18 protein-coding genes are annotated in these 17,624 nt (G+C 70.1%); 15 read left to right on the plus strand and 3 right to left on the minus strand.

The window, feature by feature from the left end; all coding sequences use genetic code 11:
* Positions 1-8 precede the first annotated feature (8 nt).
* From ABZY89_RS06155 to der, 13 genes are all read left to right on the plus strand, one after another.
* Positions 9-155, plus strand: a complete 147-nt coding sequence (locus ABZY89_RS06155; protein WP_160023752.1) for a hypothetical protein — start codon at positions 9-11, stop codon at positions 153-155.
* A gap of 417 nt (positions 156-572) precedes the next feature.
* On the plus strand, positions 573-1,409 hold the full coding sequence (locus ABZY89_RS06160; RefSeq protein ID WP_350714237.1) for an AAA family ATPase: 837 nt from the start codon (positions 573-575) through the stop codon (positions 1,407-1,409).
* On the plus strand, positions 1,391-1,759 hold the full coding sequence (locus tag ABZY89_RS06165) for a hypothetical protein (RefSeq protein WP_355225517.1): 369 nt from the start codon (positions 1,391-1,393) through the stop codon (positions 1,757-1,759). The genes ABZY89_RS06160 and ABZY89_RS06165 overlap by 19 nt, the downstream gene beginning before the upstream one ends.
* A gap of 29 nt (positions 1,760-1,788) precedes the next feature.
* Entirely contained in the window at positions 1,789-2,673 is an 885-nt protein-coding gene (locus tag ABZY89_RS06170) for a segregation/condensation protein A (protein ID WP_355225519.1), read from the plus strand.
* Positions 2,666-3,346: an SMC-Scp complex subunit ScpB gene (gene scpB / locus ABZY89_RS06175; RefSeq protein ID WP_355225521.1), complete on the plus strand. Its 681-nt coding sequence runs from the start codon at positions 2,666-2,668 to the stop codon at positions 3,344-3,346. Before ABZY89_RS06170 ends, scpB begins: the two co-directional genes overlap by 8 nt.
* On the plus strand, positions 3,343-4,110 hold the full coding sequence (locus ABZY89_RS06180) for a pseudouridine synthase (RefSeq protein ID WP_355225523.1): 768 nt from the start codon (positions 3,343-3,345) through the stop codon (positions 4,108-4,110). Before scpB ends, ABZY89_RS06180 begins: the two co-directional genes overlap by 4 nt.
* 201 nt (positions 4,111-4,311) lie before the next feature.
* A complete protein-coding gene (gene thrS, locus ABZY89_RS06185) occupies positions 4,312-5,550 on the plus strand; it encodes a threonine--tRNA ligase (RefSeq protein WP_355225525.1) in 1,239 nt (412 codons plus the stop codon).
* A gap of 94 nt (positions 5,551-5,644) precedes the next feature.
* Positions 5,645-6,448: a helix-turn-helix domain-containing protein gene (locus ABZY89_RS06190; protein ID WP_355225527.1), complete on the plus strand. Its 804-nt coding sequence runs from the start codon at positions 5,645-5,647 to the stop codon at positions 6,446-6,448.
* Positions 6,445-6,843, plus strand: a complete 399-nt coding sequence (locus ABZY89_RS06195) for a VOC family protein (protein ID WP_355225529.1) — start codon at positions 6,445-6,447, stop codon at positions 6,841-6,843. The genes ABZY89_RS06190 and ABZY89_RS06195 overlap by 4 nt, the downstream gene beginning before the upstream one ends.
* Positions 6,844-6,945: 102 nt before the next feature.
* A complete protein-coding gene (locus ABZY89_RS06200; RefSeq protein WP_355225531.1) occupies positions 6,946-8,046 on the plus strand; it encodes a prephenate dehydrogenase in 1,101 nt (366 codons plus the stop codon).
* Positions 8,047-8,056: 10 nt separating this feature from the next.
* The gene (gene cmk / locus ABZY89_RS06205) at positions 8,057-8,752 is read left to right on the plus strand and encodes a (d)CMP kinase (protein ID WP_355225532.1); all 696 of its coding nucleotides are present in this window, start codon (positions 8,057-8,059) and stop codon (positions 8,750-8,752) included.
* Complete coding sequence (locus ABZY89_RS06210) at positions 8,749-9,489, plus strand: lysophospholipid acyltransferase family protein (protein ID WP_355225534.1); 741 nt, start codon at positions 8,749-8,751, stop codon at positions 9,487-9,489. Before cmk ends, ABZY89_RS06210 begins: the two co-directional genes overlap by 4 nt.
* Entirely contained in the window at positions 9,482-10,867 is a 1,386-nt protein-coding gene (der, locus tag ABZY89_RS06215; RefSeq protein ID WP_355225536.1) for a ribosome biogenesis GTPase Der, read from the plus strand. The genes ABZY89_RS06210 and der overlap by 8 nt, the downstream gene beginning before the upstream one ends.
* Here der and ABZY89_RS06220 read toward each other — a convergent pair.
* Entirely contained in the window at positions 10,864-11,895 is a 1,032-nt protein-coding gene (locus tag ABZY89_RS06220; protein WP_355225537.1) for a helix-turn-helix domain-containing protein, read from the minus strand. The genes der and ABZY89_RS06220 overlap by 4 nt on opposite strands.
* Before the next feature lie 116 nt (positions 11,896-12,011).
* Here ABZY89_RS06220 and ABZY89_RS06225 point away from each other — a divergent pair, with 116 nt between their 5' ends.
* Entirely contained in the window at positions 12,012-15,803 is a 3,792-nt protein-coding gene (locus tag ABZY89_RS06225; RefSeq protein WP_355225539.1) for a S8 family serine peptidase, read from the plus strand.
* Between the two features lie 73 nt (positions 15,804-15,876).
* On the opposite strand, the gene ABZY89_RS06230 is transcribed toward ABZY89_RS06225, so the two are convergent.
* Complete coding sequence (locus ABZY89_RS06230) at positions 15,877-16,368, minus strand: MarR family transcriptional regulator (RefSeq protein ID WP_355225540.1); 492 nt, start codon at positions 16,366-16,368, stop codon at positions 15,877-15,879.
* A 113-nt stretch (positions 16,369-16,481) separates the two neighbouring features.
* On the opposite strand from ABZY89_RS06230, the gene ABZY89_RS06235 reads away from it, so the two are divergent.
* Positions 16,482-16,976: a VOC family protein gene (locus tag ABZY89_RS06235; protein WP_355225542.1), complete on the plus strand. Its 495-nt coding sequence runs from the start codon at positions 16,482-16,484 to the stop codon at positions 16,974-16,976.
* 47 nt (positions 16,977-17,023) lie between these two features.
* On the opposite strand, the gene ABZY89_RS06240 is transcribed toward ABZY89_RS06235, so the two are convergent.
* On the minus strand, positions 17,024-17,602 hold the full coding sequence (locus ABZY89_RS06240) for a hypothetical protein (RefSeq protein ID WP_350658041.1): 579 nt from the start codon (positions 17,600-17,602) through the stop codon (positions 17,024-17,026).
* Positions 17,603-17,624: the final 22 nt, after the last annotated feature.

The following is a 17,624-nucleotide window of genomic DNA, read 5'->3' on the forward strand; positions in this document are numbered from 1 at the left end:
GTTGGGGCGTGCGCAAGCTACTGAAGAACCCCGTCGTCGTCGCGGCCATCGCCAAGATCGCCAACGAGGCTCGCAAGCCCGAGAACCAGAAGAAGATCAAGGACGCTGCGAGCAAGGCCTACGACCAGTTCCAGAAGCGCCGCCGGTCGCACTGAGCCCGGCTGTTCGAGCGGAGATTCATCCACAGGTTTCTCCACAGCCAAGGCCCTTCCTGTGGGGCTGGCACGGTGCCAAGTGCACAGGTCATCAACAGATTCGGGTCGCGTAGCAGAATCACCCGGATTTGCCTTGTGACACGCCCGGCGCGGCTCCTACAGTCGCGCAGATCCGGGTCTTAGAGTCGCCGTGTCGACATATAGACCCGCTAGCCGTGATCGTCCCAGGGCCGCGGCAACTGAACCGGGGGTGGAGGAATGGAAGACAGCTATTTCGGAGCAGGTGGCGCGACCGCGCCGCAGATGCCTCCGCAGACGCCGGCAGCCCCGCCGCCGGCCTATCCGCCCTCGGCCCGGCTGCGCGCCAACGCGCCCGAGCCCGACGCGGGTTCCTTCGACTCCCCGGGCAAGACCAAGATGGGCCCGACCGGTCGCCCCTGGCCCAACCTTCCCGAGCCCGGCCCCGCCACCGGCGGCCCCGCGCGCACGGTTGCGATGGTCAACCAGAAGGGTGGCGTCGGCAAGACCACGACCACCATCAACCTGGGTGCCGCGCTGGCCGAGCACGGTCGCAAGGTCCTGATGGTCGACTTCGACCCGCAGGGATCGCTCTCCGTCGGTCTGGGTCTCCAGCCCAACGAGATCGAGCTGACCGTCTACAACCTGCTGATGGAGCGTGACATCACGCTCGAGGACGTCGTCGTCCCCTCCGGCATCGACGGCGTCGACCTCCTTCCGGCCAACATCGACCTCTCCGCCGCCGAGGTGCAGCTGGTCCAGGAGGTCGCCCGCGAGCAGACCCTGGCCCGCGCCCTGGCTCCGGCCGTCGCCAACTACGACGTGATCCTCATCGACTGCCAGCCGAGCCTGGGTCTGCTGACCGTCAACGCGCTCACCGCCTCCGACTCCGTGGTCGTGCCGCTGGAGTGCGAATACTTCGCGCTGCGCGGCGTCGCCCTGCTCAAGGACACCATCGACAAGGTTCAGGAGCGGCTCAACCCGCGTCTGAAGATCGACGGAATACTGGGCACGATGTACGACAGCCGCACCATGCACAGCCGCGAGGTCATGGAGACCCTGGTCAACGGGTGGGGCGACCGCGTCTTCCACAGCGTCATCCGCCGCACCGTGAAGTTCGCCGACTCCACCGTGGTCGGCGAGCCGATCACCGAGTACGCCTCCAGCTCCACCGGCGCCGACTCCTACCGGATGCTCGCCAAGGAGGTGCTGGCCCGATGGCAACGCGGCGAGTGAGGGTTCCGGCCGCCGACGACCTCTTCAGGCGTACGTCCGACGGCGCTGCCGCCGCCGGACCTGCCGCCGAGGCGAAGGCCCGGCCGGTGCACGCCGTGCCCGAGCCGGCCGAGGAGGCGCCGGCCGCCAAGAAGCGGTCCAGCGGCCGCGTACGTCATGACGAGAAGATGACGGTCTACATCACCTCCGAGGAGCTGCTCGACCTCGAGCACGCCCGGCTCAACCTGCGGGCCAAACACAGCATCGCGGTCGACCGCGGCCGGCTGGTGCGCGAGGCGCTCGCGATCGTGCTGGCCGACCTCGAGGAGTACGGGGACGACAGCGCCCTCGTGCACCGGCTCGCCGAGTGACGGTGCTCGATGGTCGGACGGCCGCACAGATGACAGACGCCCCGGACGGGGCCGAGGAGCAGGAGTCGAGCGGCACCGGGGGTTTCGAGGTCCACCTCGGCAACTTCGAAGGTCCCTTCGACCTGTTGCTCAGCCTGATCGCCAAGCACAAGCTCGACATCACCGAGGTCTCCCTGGCCACGGTGACCGACGAGTTCATCGCCTACGTCAAGAAGGGCGCCGCCGACAGCGGGTCCTGGGACCTCGAGCAGACGTCCAACTTCCTGCTGGTCGCGAGCACGCTGCTCGACCTGAAGGCGGCTCGGTTGCTGCCGCAGGGTGACGTCGAGGACGAGGAGGACCTTGCGCTGCTCGAGGCGCGCGACCTCCTCTTCGCGCGGCTGCTGCAGTACAAGGCGTTCAAGCAGGTCGCGGCCGTCTTCGGTGAGCGGCTCGCGAAGGAGTCGAAGCGACACCCACGCTCGGTCCAGCTCGAGCCGCGCTATGCGGGGCTGTTGCCTGAGGTGCTGATCGGGATCGGGCTGGAGCAGTTCGCCCAGCTCGCCGCGGCTGCGATGGCGCCCAAGCCGGGTCCGCCCGAGATCGGGCTGTCCCACATCCACGGCTCGAAGGTGTCGGTCAAGGAGCAGGCGGCCCTGGTCATCGAGCGGCTGCGCGCCGGGGGACAGGTCACCTTCCGTAGCCTCTGCTCCGACTCGCCCGACACCTTGACCACCGTGGCCCGGTTCCTCTCGCTGCTGGAGCTCTTCCGCGAGGGTGCGGTCGCCTTCGACCAAGTCACCGCGTTGGGCGAGCTGACCGTACGCTGGACCGGCGACGAGGCGCTCGATGTCGATGAGCTGATCCAGGACGAGTTCGAGGGGCAGCCACCCGCGGAGGGCGGCGCCGATGACGGGGAGAAGGACGATGACTGAGGCTGCGACCGGGGAGACCACCGAGGACACCCTGGCGATCGAGTTCGCCGACCTGCGGCCTGCGCTCGAGGCGGTGCTGATGGTCGCCGACGAGCCGCTGGCGGCGGCCTCGCTGGCCTCGGCGGTCGGCCACCCGACGGCCGCGGTGATCGACGCCCTGCAGGCCCTGGCGGCCGAATACACCGAGCAGGGCCGCGGCTTCGACCTGCGCAACGTAGCGGGCGGCTGGCGGTTCTACACCCGCGAGGAGTACGCCGCCGTCGTCGAGGGCTTCGTGCTCGAGGGTCAGCAGGCCCGGCTCACCCAGGCGGCCCTGGAGACGCTGGCCGTGGTCGCCTACAAGCAGCCCGTCTCGCGCGCCCGGGTCTCCGCGATCCGCGGCGTCAACGTCGACGGTGTGATGCGTACGCTGCTCACCCGCGGCCTCGTCGAGGAGGCCGGACAGGACCACGAGACCGGCGCCAATCTCTACCGCACCACCGGCTACTTCCTCGAGCGGATCGGCATCACCGACCTCGGCGAGCTGCCGGAGCTGGCTCCCTACCTGCCCGACCTCGCCGACATGGAGGAGGAGCTGACCGAGCAGGTCAGCCAGGAGGCGCTCGCCGCGCAGCCCGAAGAGAGCGCGGCAAATGGGGATGACTCGGCGGATACGGCAGAATCGCAAACGTGAGTGACCTGCCTGAGCGAGACGATCTGCCGCTGGACGACGAGGGCCTGATCCGGCTCCAGAAGCTGCTGGCCCTGGCCGGCATCGCGTCGCGGCGCGGCAGCGAGCTCCTGATGCTCAACGGCTCCGTCGAGGTCAACGGCGAGGTGGTCACCCGCCTCGGCACCAAGGTCGACCCCGGCAAGGACGTCGTACGCGTCGACGGCAAGCGGCTTCCGCCGATCTCCGGCAAGGTCTACCTGGCCCTCAACAAACCGCGTGGCGTGGTCTCGACGATGAGCGATCCCGAGGGCCGCCGCAACCTTTCGGACCTGGTCGCCGACCGCCCGGAGCGTCTGTTCCACGTCGGCCGTCTCGACACCGACACCGAGGGCCTGATCATCCTCACCAACGACGGTGACTTCGCCCACCGGCTGGCTCACCCCAGCTACGAGGTCGACAAGACCTATGTCGCCGAGGTCAGTGGCGAGATCTTCCCCAACGTACGCAAGCGGCTCCTCGCCGGTGTCACCCTCGAGGACGGCCCGGTGACCGTGACCAAGGCCCGGATCATGGAGACCCGCAAGGACAAGTCGATCATCGAGCTGGTCATCCACGAGGGGCGCAACCGCATCGTGCGCCGACTCCTCGACCACCTCGGCCACCCGGTCACCCGGCTGACCCGCACCCGGATCGGCCCCGTCCGGCTGGGCACCATGAAGCCGGGGGAGATGCGCGACCTCTCCCGCGAGGAGCTCGGCGAGCTCCTCGACACCACCGAGCTCTGACGGCTCGGAAACCCTGGTGCGTACGCCTTCCTGAGTCGCTAAGGTGAGAGACATGCAGCAGCGCGCGATGAGCACGACGACGCCGGACCCACTCCGGCGCTGACCTGCTGTCCACTTTTCGCAGACCGCCCCGGAGCATCGCTCCGGGGCGGTTCTCGTCTCTGGTGGCTGTGCTCCGGCATCACCTCAGGAGCACCCACCATGAATCTCGATCATCGTGACCTCAACCGCGATCTCGCCATCTTCGCCACCGACCCGCTGGCCGGATCCGGGCTGCCGCTCTGGCTGCCCGACGGGGCCGTTATCTTCGCCGAGCTGGAGCGGCTCGCCGCCGACCTGGCCCGGGCCGACGGCTGCGTACCGGTCAAGACCCCGGTGCTCGGGAAACGTGCGCTCTTCGAGCGCTCGGGTCACTGGGCGAAGTTCGCCGAGGACATGTTCCCGCCGATGGCCATGGGGTCGGGTCCGGCGGGGGAGAGCGGCGACGAGCTCGTGCTCCGTCCCGCCAACTGCCCCCACCACGCGCTGGTCTACAAGGCCCGCCAGCACTCCTACCGCGAGCTCCCGATCCGGCTGCACGAGCTCGCCCCGATGTTCCGCGCCGAACGCTCCGGGGTGCTCTCGGGGCTGAGCCGGGTACGCCAGATCAACCTCGACGACACCCACGTCTTCTGCCGGCCCGACCAGGTCGCCGAGGAGGCGGGGAAGGCGCTGCGGTCGGCGCTGAGGGCACAGGAGATCCTCGGTCTGCGGGTCGACTACGTACGCCTCTCCCTCCGCGACGCCTCCCCGTCCTACCTCGGCTCCGCCGAGCAGTGGGACGGCGCCGAGGAGGCGCTGAGGAAGGCGGCCGCCGAGGCGGGCGTCGACGTCGTCGTGGCGTCTGGTGAGGCCGCCTTCTACGGACCCAAGCTCGACCTGCAGGTCATCGACCCAGCGGGCCACGAAGAGACCATCGCCACCGTCCAGATCGACTTCAACCAGCCCGAGCGTTTCGACCTGACCTACGACGCCGCCGACGGTTCCCAGCCGCGGGTCGTCATGGTCCATCGTGGCACCGTCGGGTCGATGGAGCGCGTCACCGCCGCCCTCCTGGAGCGCTACCAGGGTCGTCTACCGTTGTGGCTGGCGCCAGCCCAGATCGCCGTCCTCCCGGTCTCCGCATCTCAGGACTCCGCGGCCCGCGGGCTCGTCGACGCGCTCGTCGCCGAGGGCCTTCGCCCGCGGCTGGACGCGGGCGGCTCTCTCGGGGGCAGGATCCGGGAGTCTCGTCGTCGGCGTGAGCCGTTGATCGCGGTCATCGGGGCGGTCGAGGCCGACGCCGGGCAGGTTCAGGTACGCGACGTCGCGGCGGGTCTCGAGCGGCGGATTGATGTCGATGATCTGGTGGCTGTGATGAAGGCGGCGTATGTGTCTCGCGCGGTTGAGATCTCCTGGTGAGATCTGGGCCGTGCCGCTCAGCGCTATCGCACACCATCTCCGCCTGGCGCGCTAGTGCATGGGCAACCCGCGTCGACCGTGGCACCATCGAGACATGACCGTGCCGGAGGTGCTGCGGCCCTATGTCACCTCGCTGGTCACCTACGACGTGGATTTCGGGGCGCCGGGGGTGCATCGGGGGATGCCGTCGACCGAGATCACTTTCGTGCTCTCGGTCGACGAGCCGTTGGTGACCTCGTGGGGGAGCGGGACGGAGCCGGTGACGGCGTGGTCGCTGGTCTCCGGGCTGCACACCCGGCCGGCGGCGATCCATCATCACGGCTACCAGCGCGGCGTACAGCTGGGGCTGACGACTGCCGGGGTGCGGGCGCTGTTCGGGATGCCGGCGGCGGCGTGGCGTGGTGAGCTCCTCGCCCTCGACGAGGTCGCGGCACCTGGGGGCGTACGTCACCTTCCGGAGCGGCTGGCCGAGGCCGATCCGCGGGAGTGGTCGCGGTTGGTCGTGAGCAGTCTGGTCGAGGCGCTGGCGCGCCATGGCGAGCCCGGACCGAGGGCGGAGGTGGGGCGTGCGCTGGCCCTGCTGACCGGGGGAGCGGGAGTGCAGGAGGTGGCCGACGACGTCGGCTACAGCCGCCGTCGGATCAGTGACCTGGTGCGCGCGGAGACCGGGGTGGCGCCGAAACAGTTCCAGCGGCTGGCGCGCTTCGACCGCTCCCGCGGATTCGTCGGCCGGATGCCACTGGCTCGGGCGGCGACGGCCTGCGGCTATGCCGACCAGGCGCACCTGACGCGTGAGTGGCAGGAGTTCGGCGGGTGTACGCCGACGACCTGGCTACGGGAGGAGTTCCCATTCGTTCAAGACCTGGCCGACACATCCGCGGTTGACTCGGATGCATGAGCACTGAGCAGAAGACCGACGTAGCGAAGATCAAGTACTGGCAGTCGATGGCGTTCCAGGACCCCGAAGCGATGATGGCGTGGCTGAGCGCAATCGGCTTCGTCGAGCACGCCACCTACCGCGAGGGCGGCATCGTGCACCACGCGGAGTGGCTCTGGCCCGGGGGAGGCGGGCTGATGTTCGGACAGGTACGCGAGGACGGCGGCATCAAGAACACCGGTGTGTCCTCCGCCTACCTGGTCACCGACGATCCCGACGCCGTCTTCGACAAGGCGGTCGCCGCCGGCGCCACCGTGGACCGGCCGATGGTCGACCAGGACTACGGCGGCCGCGGCGGCACCGTGACCGATCCCGAGGGCAACTCCTGGTCCATCGGCAGCTACCAGCCATCGTGATCGCCAGGCGATATCGCACACCGTGGTCGTCAGCCGCGATAGCGCACCACAGGCGCTGAGACGAGGAGGGTCCCGAGGCATCGACCCTTTAGCCTTGGAGACATGACACAGACCGGGCAAGCAGGGGGAGGGCTGTCGGCTCTGACCGGCCCGGTCGAGATCGTCGGTGTCGGCCTGCTCGGCACCTCGGTTGCACTCGCCTGCGCTTCCGCCGGCCTCGACGTGCTGCTGAGCGACTCGGTCGCCAGTCACGTACGCACCGCGACCGGCCTCGGCGCAGGCCGCCGCCGCAAGCCCGGCGACATTCCGCAGCTGGTCGTGGTCGCGGTCCCTCCGGCGCACCTCGGCGAGGTGATCGCCCGAGCGCTCGCCGACAGCCCCGACGCCGTCGTGACCGACGTCGGCAGCGTGAAGGCCTCGCCGTTGGCTTACGTCCGTGAGCACAGCCCTGGCGACGTACGACGCTACGTCGGCGGGCACCCGATGGCCGGCAGCGAGCGCTCCGGGCCGCTGGCCGCGACCTCGACGCTGTTCGAGGGGCGGCCGTGGGCGGTCACCCCGCATGCGGAGGCGGACCCCGAGGCGATCGAGCTCGTCGGCGAGCTCGCCACGCTGTGCGGAGCCGTTCCGCTGACGCTCAGCCCGGAGGACCACGACCAGGCCGTCGCCCGTACCTCCCACGTGCCGCACCTGATGGCCGCCCTGGTGGCCGGCCGCCTCGCGGTGGCACCAGAGGGACACCTCGGCCTCAGCGGCCAGGGGGTACGTGACGTGACCCGCGTCGCCGCCGGCGACCCCGGCCTCTACGGCCAGATCGTGGCCGGCAACGCCCGTGCGGTGACCGACCTGCTGACCGAGGTGCGCGCCCAGCTCGACGAGATGATCGCGGCGGTGGGCACCGGTGACGCGGCCGCCCTGGACGTACTGCTCAAAGAAGGTCAGGCCGGGACCAGAGCGATCCCCGGCAAGCACGGCCGGCCGCAGACCGCGCAGGCGACCATCTACGTCACCGTGCCCGACGAGCCCGGCAACCTGGCTCGCCTCTTCGCCGACGCGGGGGAGAGCGGCGTCAACATCGAGGACGTACGCATCGACCACGACCCCGGTCGCCCGGTCGGTGTCATGGAGCTGATCGTGGCCGACGACGCGGCCGACCGGATGCAGGCGGTTCTGGAGTCCCGGGGTTGGGTCGCTCACCGGTAGGCTCCCGCCCGTGAGCAGCAGCAATCCCACCACTGACCCCGCACGCATCGTCATCGCCGTCGACGGCACCTCCGGCTCCGGAAAGTCGAGCACCTCCCGCGGGGTCGCCGACCGCCTGGGCATGCGCTTCCTCGACACAGGCGCGATGTACCGGGCGATGACCTGGTGGATGCTCAGCAACGACATCGACGTGCACGACGCGGACGCGGTCGCCGCGGCAGCCGGCAAGCCGGTGATCACCTCCGGCACCGACCCGCTCGCGCCGACGATCGCTCTCGACGGGGCCGACGTCTCGGTCGAGATCCGCAGCGACCGGGTCAACGCGGCGGTCTCCCCGGTCGCCACCGTCCCCGAGGTCCGCGCTCGGCTGGTCGCGCTCCAGCAGCAGGAGATCCGGGAAGCGCTCGCCGCCGGCACCGGCATCGTTGTCGAGGGCCGCGACATCGGCACCGCGGTCTGGCCCGAGGCCGACCTGAAGCTGTACGTCACCGCCGACCCCGCCGCCCGCGCCGCGCGCCGCGCGGCCGAGGAGGGCGGCACCGACGCGGAAGCCGTCCGCGCGTCGCTGGAGAACCGCGACAGGATCGACTCCACCAAGGGCGGTGCGGCGGTGCCGGAGGGCGCCACCCACCTCGACACGACGCCCTACACGCTGGAGGAGGTCATCGACCTCGTCGTCGACCTCGCCCAGAAGGCGGGGGAGTGAGCACGAGCCCGCACGCGGGTACGCCCCGCACCGAGCTCCCCGTCTTGGATGGGGTCCCGCATCCAAGCCGGTGGGCGCTGTATCACATCAACGTCTACGCGCGGTGGCTGATCCGGCGCCGGTTCGACGTGCGGCTGCACGAGACCGCCAACATCCCGGAGACGGGTCCGGTGGTCTTCGCCTCGAACCACGTCGGCATCATCGACGGTCCGCTGCTGGCGATCTTCACCCCGCGTCCGGTGCATGCGCTGACCAAGTCGGAGATGTTCGAGCACTGGTTCCTCGGTCCGTTCCTGCGCTGGGCGGGCCAGATCCCGCTCTACCGGTTCGGCAGCGACCCGGCGGCGGTGAAGCTGGCGTTGCGGGTGCTGCGTGAGGGCAACGCGATGGGGATCTACCCCGAGGGCACCCGCGGCGCGGGCGACCTGGTGCGGTTCAACCGCGGAGCGGCCTATTTCGCCCTCGCCTCCGGTGCTGTCGTGGTGCCCGTGACTATGCTCGGCAGCCGCGAGCCGGGCGGTGGCATCTCGTCGTTGCCGCGCAAGGGTGCGCGCATCGACATCGTCTATGGCGAGCCTTTCGCCGTCGAGCGCGTAGGCTGGCCGCGTACGAGGGAACAAGTCGGGCTTGTCTCGGGTTTGATCCAGAAGCACATGCAGGTCCAACAGGACCATGCCTTGGCGTTGACCGGTCGCGAACTGCCCGGTCCGCTACCTAGCGAGGAGAACAATGACTGACCCCGACGTTTCGTATGAGGACGTACGGAACTTGACCGAGACCGACGAGACCCCGACCGGCCCGCTGCCGGTGCTGGCGGTCGTCGGCCGCCCGAACGTCGGGAAGTCGACCCTGGTCAACCGGATCATCGGTCGTCGCGAGGCCGTCGTCCAGGACGTCCCCGGCGTGACCCGCGACCGCGTCTCCTACGACGCCGACTGGAACGGCAAGGCGTTCACGCTGGTCGACACCGGCGGCTGGGACCCCGACGCCCAGGGCCTGGCCGAGCGGATCGCCGCCCAGGCCGAGATCGCGGTCTCCCTGGCCGACGCCGTCCTCTTCGTGGTCGACGCGACCGTCGGCATCACCGACTCCGACGAGGCAGTCGTACGCATCCTGCGCAAGTCCGGCAAGCCGGTCGTCCTGGCCGCCAACAAGGTCGACGACATGCGCACCGAGGCCGAGGCCGCAGCGCTGTGGAACCTCGGGCTCGGTGAGCCCTGGCCGGTCTCCGCGCTGCACGGCCGCGGCTCGGGCGACATGCTCGACGCGATCCTCGCGGTGCTCCCCGACCCGCCGCCGCTTCCCGAGGGCACCGAGATCGGTGGCCCGCGTCGGATCGCGCTGGTCGGCAAGCCCAACGTCGGCAAGTCGAGCCTGCTGAACAAGCTGGCCCAGGAGGAGCGGGCGGTCGTCGACAACGTCGCCGGCACCACCGTCGACCCGGTCGACGAGCTGATCGAGCTCGGCGGCCGCGAGTGGCGCTTCATCGACACCGCCGGGATCCGCAAGCGGGTCAAGGAGGCCTCGGGCCACGAGTACTACGCCTCCCTGCGCACCACCACCGCCATCGACCGCGCCGAGGTGGCCGTCCTGGTCCTCGACGGTGGCGAGAAGATCTCCGAGCAGGACATCCGCATCCTGCAGACCGTCCGCGAGGCCGGCCGGGCCCTGGTGATCGCGTTCAACAAGTGGGACCTGGTCGACGAGGACCGTCGCTGGCAGCTCGACCGCGAGATCGAGCGCGATCTCGTCCAGGTGCAGTGGGCCCCGCGGATCAACGTCACCGCCCGCACCGGCTGGCACGTCGACCGCCTGGTCCCCGCTCTCGACAAGGCCCTCGAGGGCTGGGAGACGCGGATCGGCACCGGCGCGCTCAACTCGTTCCTCGGCCGCCTCGTCGCCGAGCACCCCCACCCGGTCCGGTCCGGCAAGCAGCCGAAGATCCTCTTCGGCACCCAGCCCTCGACCGCGCCGCCGACGTTCGTCCTGTTCACCAGCGGCAAGCTCGAGGCCTCCTACGAGCGCTTCATCGAGCGCCGCCTGCGTGAGGAGTTCGGCTTCGTCGGCACCCCGATCGTGCTCCAGCAGCGGGTTCGGGAGAAGCGCAAGCGCTAGTCCTCAGGCGGGGCGGGCGTCAGCTGACCGTCCGCCCCTGCCTGCACCCAGCCGTTGTTCGCGGCGTGCCAGCCGAGCTGCATCCGGGTCTCCACGCCGGCCAGGTCGAGCAGCGCCCGCACCCTGCGCTGCACGGTACGCAGCGACGTACCGAGCTGTTTGGCGACGGCCTGGTCGGTGAGCCCGGCGAGCAGCAGCCCGAGGACCTGCGCGTCCTCGTCGTCGACCTGTTGTGCGACGTCGCCGGTGAGCCCTGAGGTGCCCACCAGCATCGGTGTCGCCTGGTCCCACACGTTCTCGAAGAGCGCGATCAGTGCGTCGAGCAGGGTGCTCTCCCGGACCAGCAGCGCACCGACGACGTCGCCGGAGGAGGTCAGCGGCATCAGGGCGAGCCGCCGGTCGACGATGATGAGCTTGAGCGGCACCTGATCGGCGAACCGGACCTCCTCGCCCGCGTCGGTCGCCTCGATCGCCTCGTCGACCGTCACGTCGTGGCTCTCCAGCATGCTGCGTTCCACGACGACGCGGTAGAGCACGCCGCGTGCGACCGCCTTGTTCTCGGCAGAGTTCTCCTGGCTGGAGGTCACGATCACGGGCGGACGTACGAATGCGTCGACCCGTTCGCGTGCGCCGAGCTGGACCTGCTCGAACCGGTGCCGGACGGCGTCCTCGCCGTGGATGACGTCGACCACGTCGGTGGGTCCACGGCCGGCGGCGGCCACCCGATAGGCCTCGTCGAGGCGGCTGAGCTCGATCTCGGCATGCCGCACCTCGTCCTGCTGCCGGGCGAGCAGCGCGCCGAGCGCGATCGCGGGCGGGGCGGCGGCGAAGCGCCGTTCGTCTCCGGTGATCCGAGCGGCCAGGCCGTGCTCCTCGAGCCGGCGCAGCAGCAGATGGGCCTCTCCCGGGGAGGTGCCGAAGGCGCTGAGGGCGGCCGCGAACTCGGCGGCGGTGGCGGAGGGCATGGTGATGAGCTCGCCGTAGGCGAGGGTCTCATCAGGGGTCAGACCGAGCACGTCGCCGAGCATGTCACTTCTACGACAGAACGAGGGCGTTCCACCGCTGACGGAGGCTCGCCATGCCGTAAAACCGCCACGACATGGCTCTTGTCGCCTGTCGCGTCCCATTGACAAGGTCCATCTCCATGAGACCCCCAACCAGATCCGGCCGCTCGGCCGCCACCAAGGCCGTCGCGGCTGCTGCTGCCGCGACTGCCCTGGTCGCGACCATGGCCACCAGTGCGCACGCGACCCCAGGCGCCGACCCCACGCCTGAGGCCCCCAAGACCGACGCCGGCGCCACCACGGCCGGCACGGCGCCACGTACGCCCGCCCTCGACGACGGACGGACCACGATCACCCTCGTGACCGGCGACGTCATCGACGTGACCGCGACCGACGACGGCGTCCTGACCATCGGGTTCGACTCCGCCAGCGGTGCCATGGAGACCCAGCAGGTGGGCGACCACCTCTATGCGATCCCCACCGCTGCCAAGCCGTACCTGGCCGCGGGCACTCTCGACCGCCGGCTGTTCGACGTCACCGCGCTCCTCGAGATGCGGTATGACGACGAGACCGTCGATGCCACGCCGCTGATCCTGGAGCAGGCGTCGACCCGCGCCAAGGCGGCGAAGCTGCCGGGCGCGGAACGTACGCTCGACCTGTCGAGCATCGACGCCGACGCAGTCGCGGTGAGCAAGAAGAAGTCGTCCGCGTTCTGGTCGGCCGTGGCTGCCGACGGCGGGGCGTCCACGCGCTCAGCAGGTGCGGCCGGGAAGCTCGGCGGCGGCGTCGAGAAGATCTGGCTCGACGGCAAGGCCGAGACGACCCTGGACCGCAGCACCGCGCAGATCGGTGCGCCCGAGGCGTGGGCCGCGGGCTTCGAGGGCAAGGGCGCGACTGTCGCGGTCCTCGACACCGGCATCGACGCCACCCACCCCGACGTCGCCGACCAGGTCGACGGGGCGCAGTCGTTCGTACCGGGGGAGGAGGCCACCAGCGACGTGCACGGGCACGGCACGCACGTGGCCTCGACCGTCCTGGGCACCGGCTCGGCCAGCGAGGGCTCCTACAAGGGCGTCGCCCCGGGGGCCGACCTGCTGGTCGGCAAGGTCCTCGACAACGCCGGCTACGGCCAGGACTCCTGGATCATCGCCGGCATGGAGTGGGGTGCGGCGAACGCCGACATCGTCTCCATGAGCCTCGGCGACTCCAGCCTCAACGACGGCACCGACCCGATGGCGCAGGCGCTCAACGCACTGAGCGCGGAGACGGGTGCGCTGTTCGTCGTCGCCGCCGGTAACAGCTACGCCGAGGGATCGATCGGCAGCCCCGGCACCGCGGACGCCGCCCTGACAGTCGGCGCAGTGGACGACGGTGACGTACGCGCCGACTTCTCCAGCTACGGTCCTCGGGTCGGCGACCACGCGATCAAGCCCGACCTGACCGCGCCCGGCGTCGGTATCGTCGCGGCCCGCTCCCAGCAGTCGTCCGGCGAGGGCTGGTACCGCTCGATGGACGGCACCTCGATGGCCACCCCGCACGTCGCGGGAGCCGCCGCGATCCTCAAGGGCGCCCACCCCGACCTCACCGGTGAGCAGCTCAAGAGCGCCCTGGTCTCCTCGGCCGCGGACATCGACGCACCGGCGTACGAGGTCGGCACCGGCCGTCTCGACGTGCCCGCGGCTCTCGACGGCGTGGACGGCTCCGGCGACGGGTTCCTCGGCTTCTACGGCTGGCCGCACGACGGCGACGAGCCCGTCAGCGAGACCGTCACCTACACCAACTCCACGGACACCGACGTGAGGCTCGCGCTGAGCACCGATGTCGTCGGGCCCGACGGCAAAGCGAGCGACCTCGTCTCGCTCTCGGCCGACCAGGTGGTCGTCCCGGCCGGCGGCAGCGCCGAGGTCACCATCACGGCCGACGCTGATGACGCCGCCCTCACCGGCAAGTACAGCGGCGCCGTCGTCGCCACCTCCGGCGAGATCACCGTGCGCACCGCGACCGCGCTGGTCAAGGAGGAGGAGCGCTACGGCCTCGACATCACTCTGCTCGACCGGTCCGGCGAACCAGCCAGCGGCTACGTGACCTTCTACCGCTACGGCGACGAGTACGTCAGCAATCTGCCCATCGACCCTGCCACCGGCAAGGTCGCGGCGCAGCGCCTGCAGCCCGGCGTCTACTCGGCCACGGCGTTCCTCGAGGTCGAGGGCTCGCAAGGGGACGGCTCGACCGGCGTGGCGCTGGTCGGTGACCCGCAGATCGTCATCACCGACGCGGACCAGTCGCGCGTCTTCGACGCGAGCGAGGCGACCGAGCTAACTCTCGAGACGCCCAAGGAGAGCGACGTCGACTACCGCCGCTTCCAGTTCTTCAACGACTCGGGTATCGACGGCCCGCTCTCGAGCCTCAGTGCCGCATACGCCGTACCGGCCGATGTCGACTCGTTCTATGCCGTACCCACGGGTGAGGTCGACAGCGAGCAGTTCGACTTCGCCGTACGTTGGAGGGCCACCGAGCCGGCACTCGAGGTGACCGCGAAGAGCTCCCGGCCGCTTGCGTTCAACCCGGTCTACCAGGTCGGCTCGGCCAAGCTCGACGGTCGCGTCTCGCTGCGGACTGTCGCGGCCGGCAAGGGTGCGAGTGCTGACTTTGAAGGCGTCGACGCCAAGGATCGGGCTGTTCTCGTGACCCGGGACGACGCCGTCACCGCCGCGGAGCGGGAGGCTGCCGCCCAGGCAGCCGGTGCCGCCCTGCTCGTGGTCGTCAACGACCGCCCCGGATCCCTGGTCGACTACGTCACCCAGGCTGACCTGCCGGTCGTCTCGGTGTCGCAGGCACAGGGCGCGAAGCTGCTCGCCGCGGCGGAGAAGGGACGACTGACCCTGACCGGTGATGCCGTGGAGTTCCCCACCTACCTCTACGACGTGGCGAAGAGCTGGCCCGGTGAGATCCCGGCGGACCTGGCGCTGGCCCCGACCTCGCGACAGCTCGCCACGGTCAAGAGCCGCTACAACGACACCGAGCAGCGTCTGGCTGTCGACAACCGCGCCGATTGCCGCGGCTACCAGTGGCCGCCGTGCCTCTCCTTGTATGCGCTGCAGCCCACGGCGACCGAGCGGACCGACTACGTCTCCACCTACGACGACGTGACCTGGTACGAGGCCGTGGAGCACGAGAGCACCTGGGAGCAGCGCGGCGTACGGGAGGCCTACGAGCCGCGCACGACCACCGTGCGCAACTGGTTCGCTCCGGTGACCGCGCCCCGCACGGGCGACGGCTACTGGGGTCCGCGACACAGTGGCGACTGGTTCGCGGTCAACGTCCCCGACTCAAGCGGGGCGGCCGGGATCACCGGTGGGTTCCCGTGGGGCGAGACCCCGGTGACCTCGCGTCTCTTCCAGGGCGACACCTTGGTGCGGGAGAGCATCAGCCACGCGGTTCAGACCGCTGTCCCCGTGGCCGAGGGTCCGCAGACGTACCGGTTCGAGATCGACACCGACGCGGCGGGCGATGCCCACCGCTACTCGACCAGCACCCGTACGTCCTGGACGTTCGTGGCCGATCAGGCCGACCCGGTCCCGTCCGGTGAGGTCGGTACGCCGTTGCCCCTGCTCCAGCTCGACTACGACGTCGACACGGCGTTGGACGGCACGGTGCGCGCGGGTTCCGAGGTCCCGTTCGCTGTGGTGCCCTACACCGTGCCGGGCGCCGAGCGGGCCGGCTCGGTGAAGGCGGCGACGCTGGAGGTCAGCTACGACGGCGGGTCGACCTGGACGGCGGCCAAGCTGCGCAAGGACGGTGACCGGTGGGAGACGCGCCTGCGGATCCCGGCCCGCGGCGCGGACCTGGTCTCGCTCCGGGCCACCGCCCGCGACGATGCCGGCAACACGGTGACCCAGAAGGTCGTCTCGGCCTTCGGGATCAAGCGCTAGCGGCCCACAAGAGTTCAGGCCCGCAGGTCACCGGTGGTGACCTGCGGGCCTGACGTACGTCTTCGGAACGGGCTCAGGCGGCGGAGCCGTCCGCGGCGACCGAAGGGGGCTTGACCTCGAGACGCTCCAGCACGCCCTGGTAGAGCTTGGTCAGGGCGGCGACCTCCTCGGCGGTGAACGCATCGAACATGACGTGGCGGATCAGCTTCACGTGCTCGGGGGCAGCGGCCTCGATGGCCTCCAGCCCGGCCGGGGTGAGGTCGACGAAGGCACCACGCCGGTCGTCGAGGCACTCGCGGCGCTCAACGAGGCCACGCGCGGCCATCCGCATCACCTGGCGCGAGAGGCGGCTCTTCTCCCACTGCAGCTTGTCGCCGAGCTCGTACATCCGAAGCGAGCGGTCGGGGACGTCGGTCAGGTTCACCAGGACGTCGTAGTCGGCAAGGGAGAGGCCGTTCTTGGACTGGAGGTCACGGTTCATCCGCGAGGTGAGCTGTGCGTTGACGGCGAGCCAGGCACGCCACGCCACCTGTTCGTCGTTACTGAGCCACTTGACCTCATCCATAAGGCACACCTTACCGAGTCGTAGCTCGCGCTTTCAGCACCGCCGCCCGCCTCCGGCAACTGTTGACGCAGAAACTAGACTGGACCTGAGACGTTATGGCTGAGGAGAGCACGATGAGCATCGACATGGACTTCATCACGAAGGACCGTGAGCGGATCAAGAAGGAGTACCTCCGCGAGGAGGGCCTCCGCCCGGCCAGCACGGCTCGCGGGATCCACCACACCGCGCTGCTCTCCTCGGACGTACGCAGGTCGATCGACTTCTACCAGGGGCTCCTGGAGTTCCCGCTGACCGAGATCTTCGAGAACCGCGACTACGCCGGCTCCGACCACTTCTTCTTCGACGTCGGGGCGGGCAACCTGCTGGCCTTCTTCACGCTTCCCGGGCTCGACCTGGGCCCGTACGCGGAAGTGCTCGGCGGGCTGCACCACATCGCGATCTCGGTGACACCTGAGAACTGGGACTACCTGCGCGCCAAGCTCGACGTCGCCGGCGTCGACTACATGGTCGAGTCCAAGTCGTCGCTCTACTTCAAGGGGCCCGACGGCGAGCGGCTCGAGCTCCTCGCCGACCCGCTGGGGGAGATGTACGGCACCAAGGTGCTCTGAGACGGGACGCAGTCGGGACGGGTCGTCTCGGCCCGTCCCGGCCGCGCTCAGGGACGGTCGAACGGGTCCTCGGGCACCTCGAGCTCGAGCTGCTCGGCGTAGACCTGCTCCTCGGCCCGCCGGTCGGCCAGCCACGCCGTCAGCGCCACGACGACCAGCTGCGAGCGGGACTCCGCGGCCATCTCGTGGACCATGGCGTCCAGCACGTCGACATTCGTCGCCAGCAGACGCAGGGGCATCGTGACGTACGGGTCCTCGAGCCGTTTCGGCTGAGGGACCGTGCGCATGAAGGTGCCGTCGGAGACGGGCCTGGTCTTCTCGCGCAGCGCTGCCTGGTGGGCGCGCAGCAGGACCGGCAGCCGGGGGCGGGTCGCAGCGACGGCGTCGAGCATGACGTCGACCAGCGAGCGCGGGACCTCCTGGCTGTAGGTCTTCCACTGCGCCGCCAGGGATGCCGGCACGGAGAGGCTGATCGCCTGCACCGGCATGCCCTGGCGCCGCCCGGCGCCCTCCCGCTTCGACTTCGTGCGATGGGCCGGTGTGCCCTTGCGGGAGATCGGGTCGAGCTTGCTGGTTGGTGCGGTGTTGCCCGGGGCTGTGTTGTCAGCAAGGGGGAAGTCCGACACGGTGAGCTCCTGTGGTGGGTGT

Source organism: Nocardioides sp. NPDC006303, from assembly GCF_040613175.1.
Lineage (GTDB): Bacteria > Actinomycetota > Actinomycetes > Propionibacteriales > Nocardioidaceae > Nocardioides.

Bases quoted from the DNA above. Each gene is read 5' to 3' on its own strand.
- ABZY89_RS06160 (WP_350714237.1), top strand. From the start codon at position 573: ATGGGCCCGACCGGTCGCCCCTGGCCCAACCTTCCCGAGCCCGGCCCC.
- ABZY89_RS06165 (WP_355225517.1), top strand. From the start codon at position 1,391: ATGGCAACGCGGCGAGTGAGGGTTCCGGCCGCCGACGACCTCTTCAGG.
- ABZY89_RS06170 (WP_355225519.1), top strand. From the start codon at position 1,789: ATGACAGACGCCCCGGACGGGGCCGAGGAGCAGGAGTCGAGCGGCACC.
- scpB (WP_355225521.1), top strand. From the start codon at position 2,666: ATGACTGAGGCTGCGACCGGGGAGACCACCGAGGACACCCTGGCGATC.
- thrS (WP_355225525.1), top strand. From the start codon at position 4,312: ATGAATCTCGATCATCGTGACCTCAACCGCGATCTCGCCATCTTCGCC.
- ABZY89_RS06190 (WP_355225527.1), top strand. From the start codon at position 5,645: ATGACCGTGCCGGAGGTGCTGCGGCCCTATGTCACCTCGCTGGTCACC.
- ABZY89_RS06195 (WP_355225529.1), top strand. From the start codon at position 6,445: ATGAGCACTGAGCAGAAGACCGACGTAGCGAAGATCAAGTACTGGCAG.
- ABZY89_RS06200 (WP_355225531.1), top strand. From the start codon at position 6,946: ATGACACAGACCGGGCAAGCAGGGGGAGGGCTGTCGGCTCTGACCGGC.
- der (WP_355225536.1), top strand. From the start codon at position 9,482: ATGACTGACCCCGACGTTTCGTATGAGGACGTACGGAACTTGACCGAG.
- ABZY89_RS06220 (WP_355225537.1), bottom strand. From the start codon at position 11,895: ATGCTCGGCGACGTGCTCGGTCTGACCCCTGATGAGACCCTCGCCTAC.
- ABZY89_RS06225 (WP_355225539.1), top strand. From the start codon at position 12,012: ATGAGACCCCCAACCAGATCCGGCCGCTCGGCCGCCACCAAGGCCGTC.
- ABZY89_RS06230 (WP_355225540.1), bottom strand. From the start codon at position 16,368: ATGGATGAGGTCAAGTGGCTCAGTAACGACGAACAGGTGGCGTGGCGT.
- ABZY89_RS06235 (WP_355225542.1), top strand. From the start codon at position 16,482: ATGAGCATCGACATGGACTTCATCACGAAGGACCGTGAGCGGATCAAG.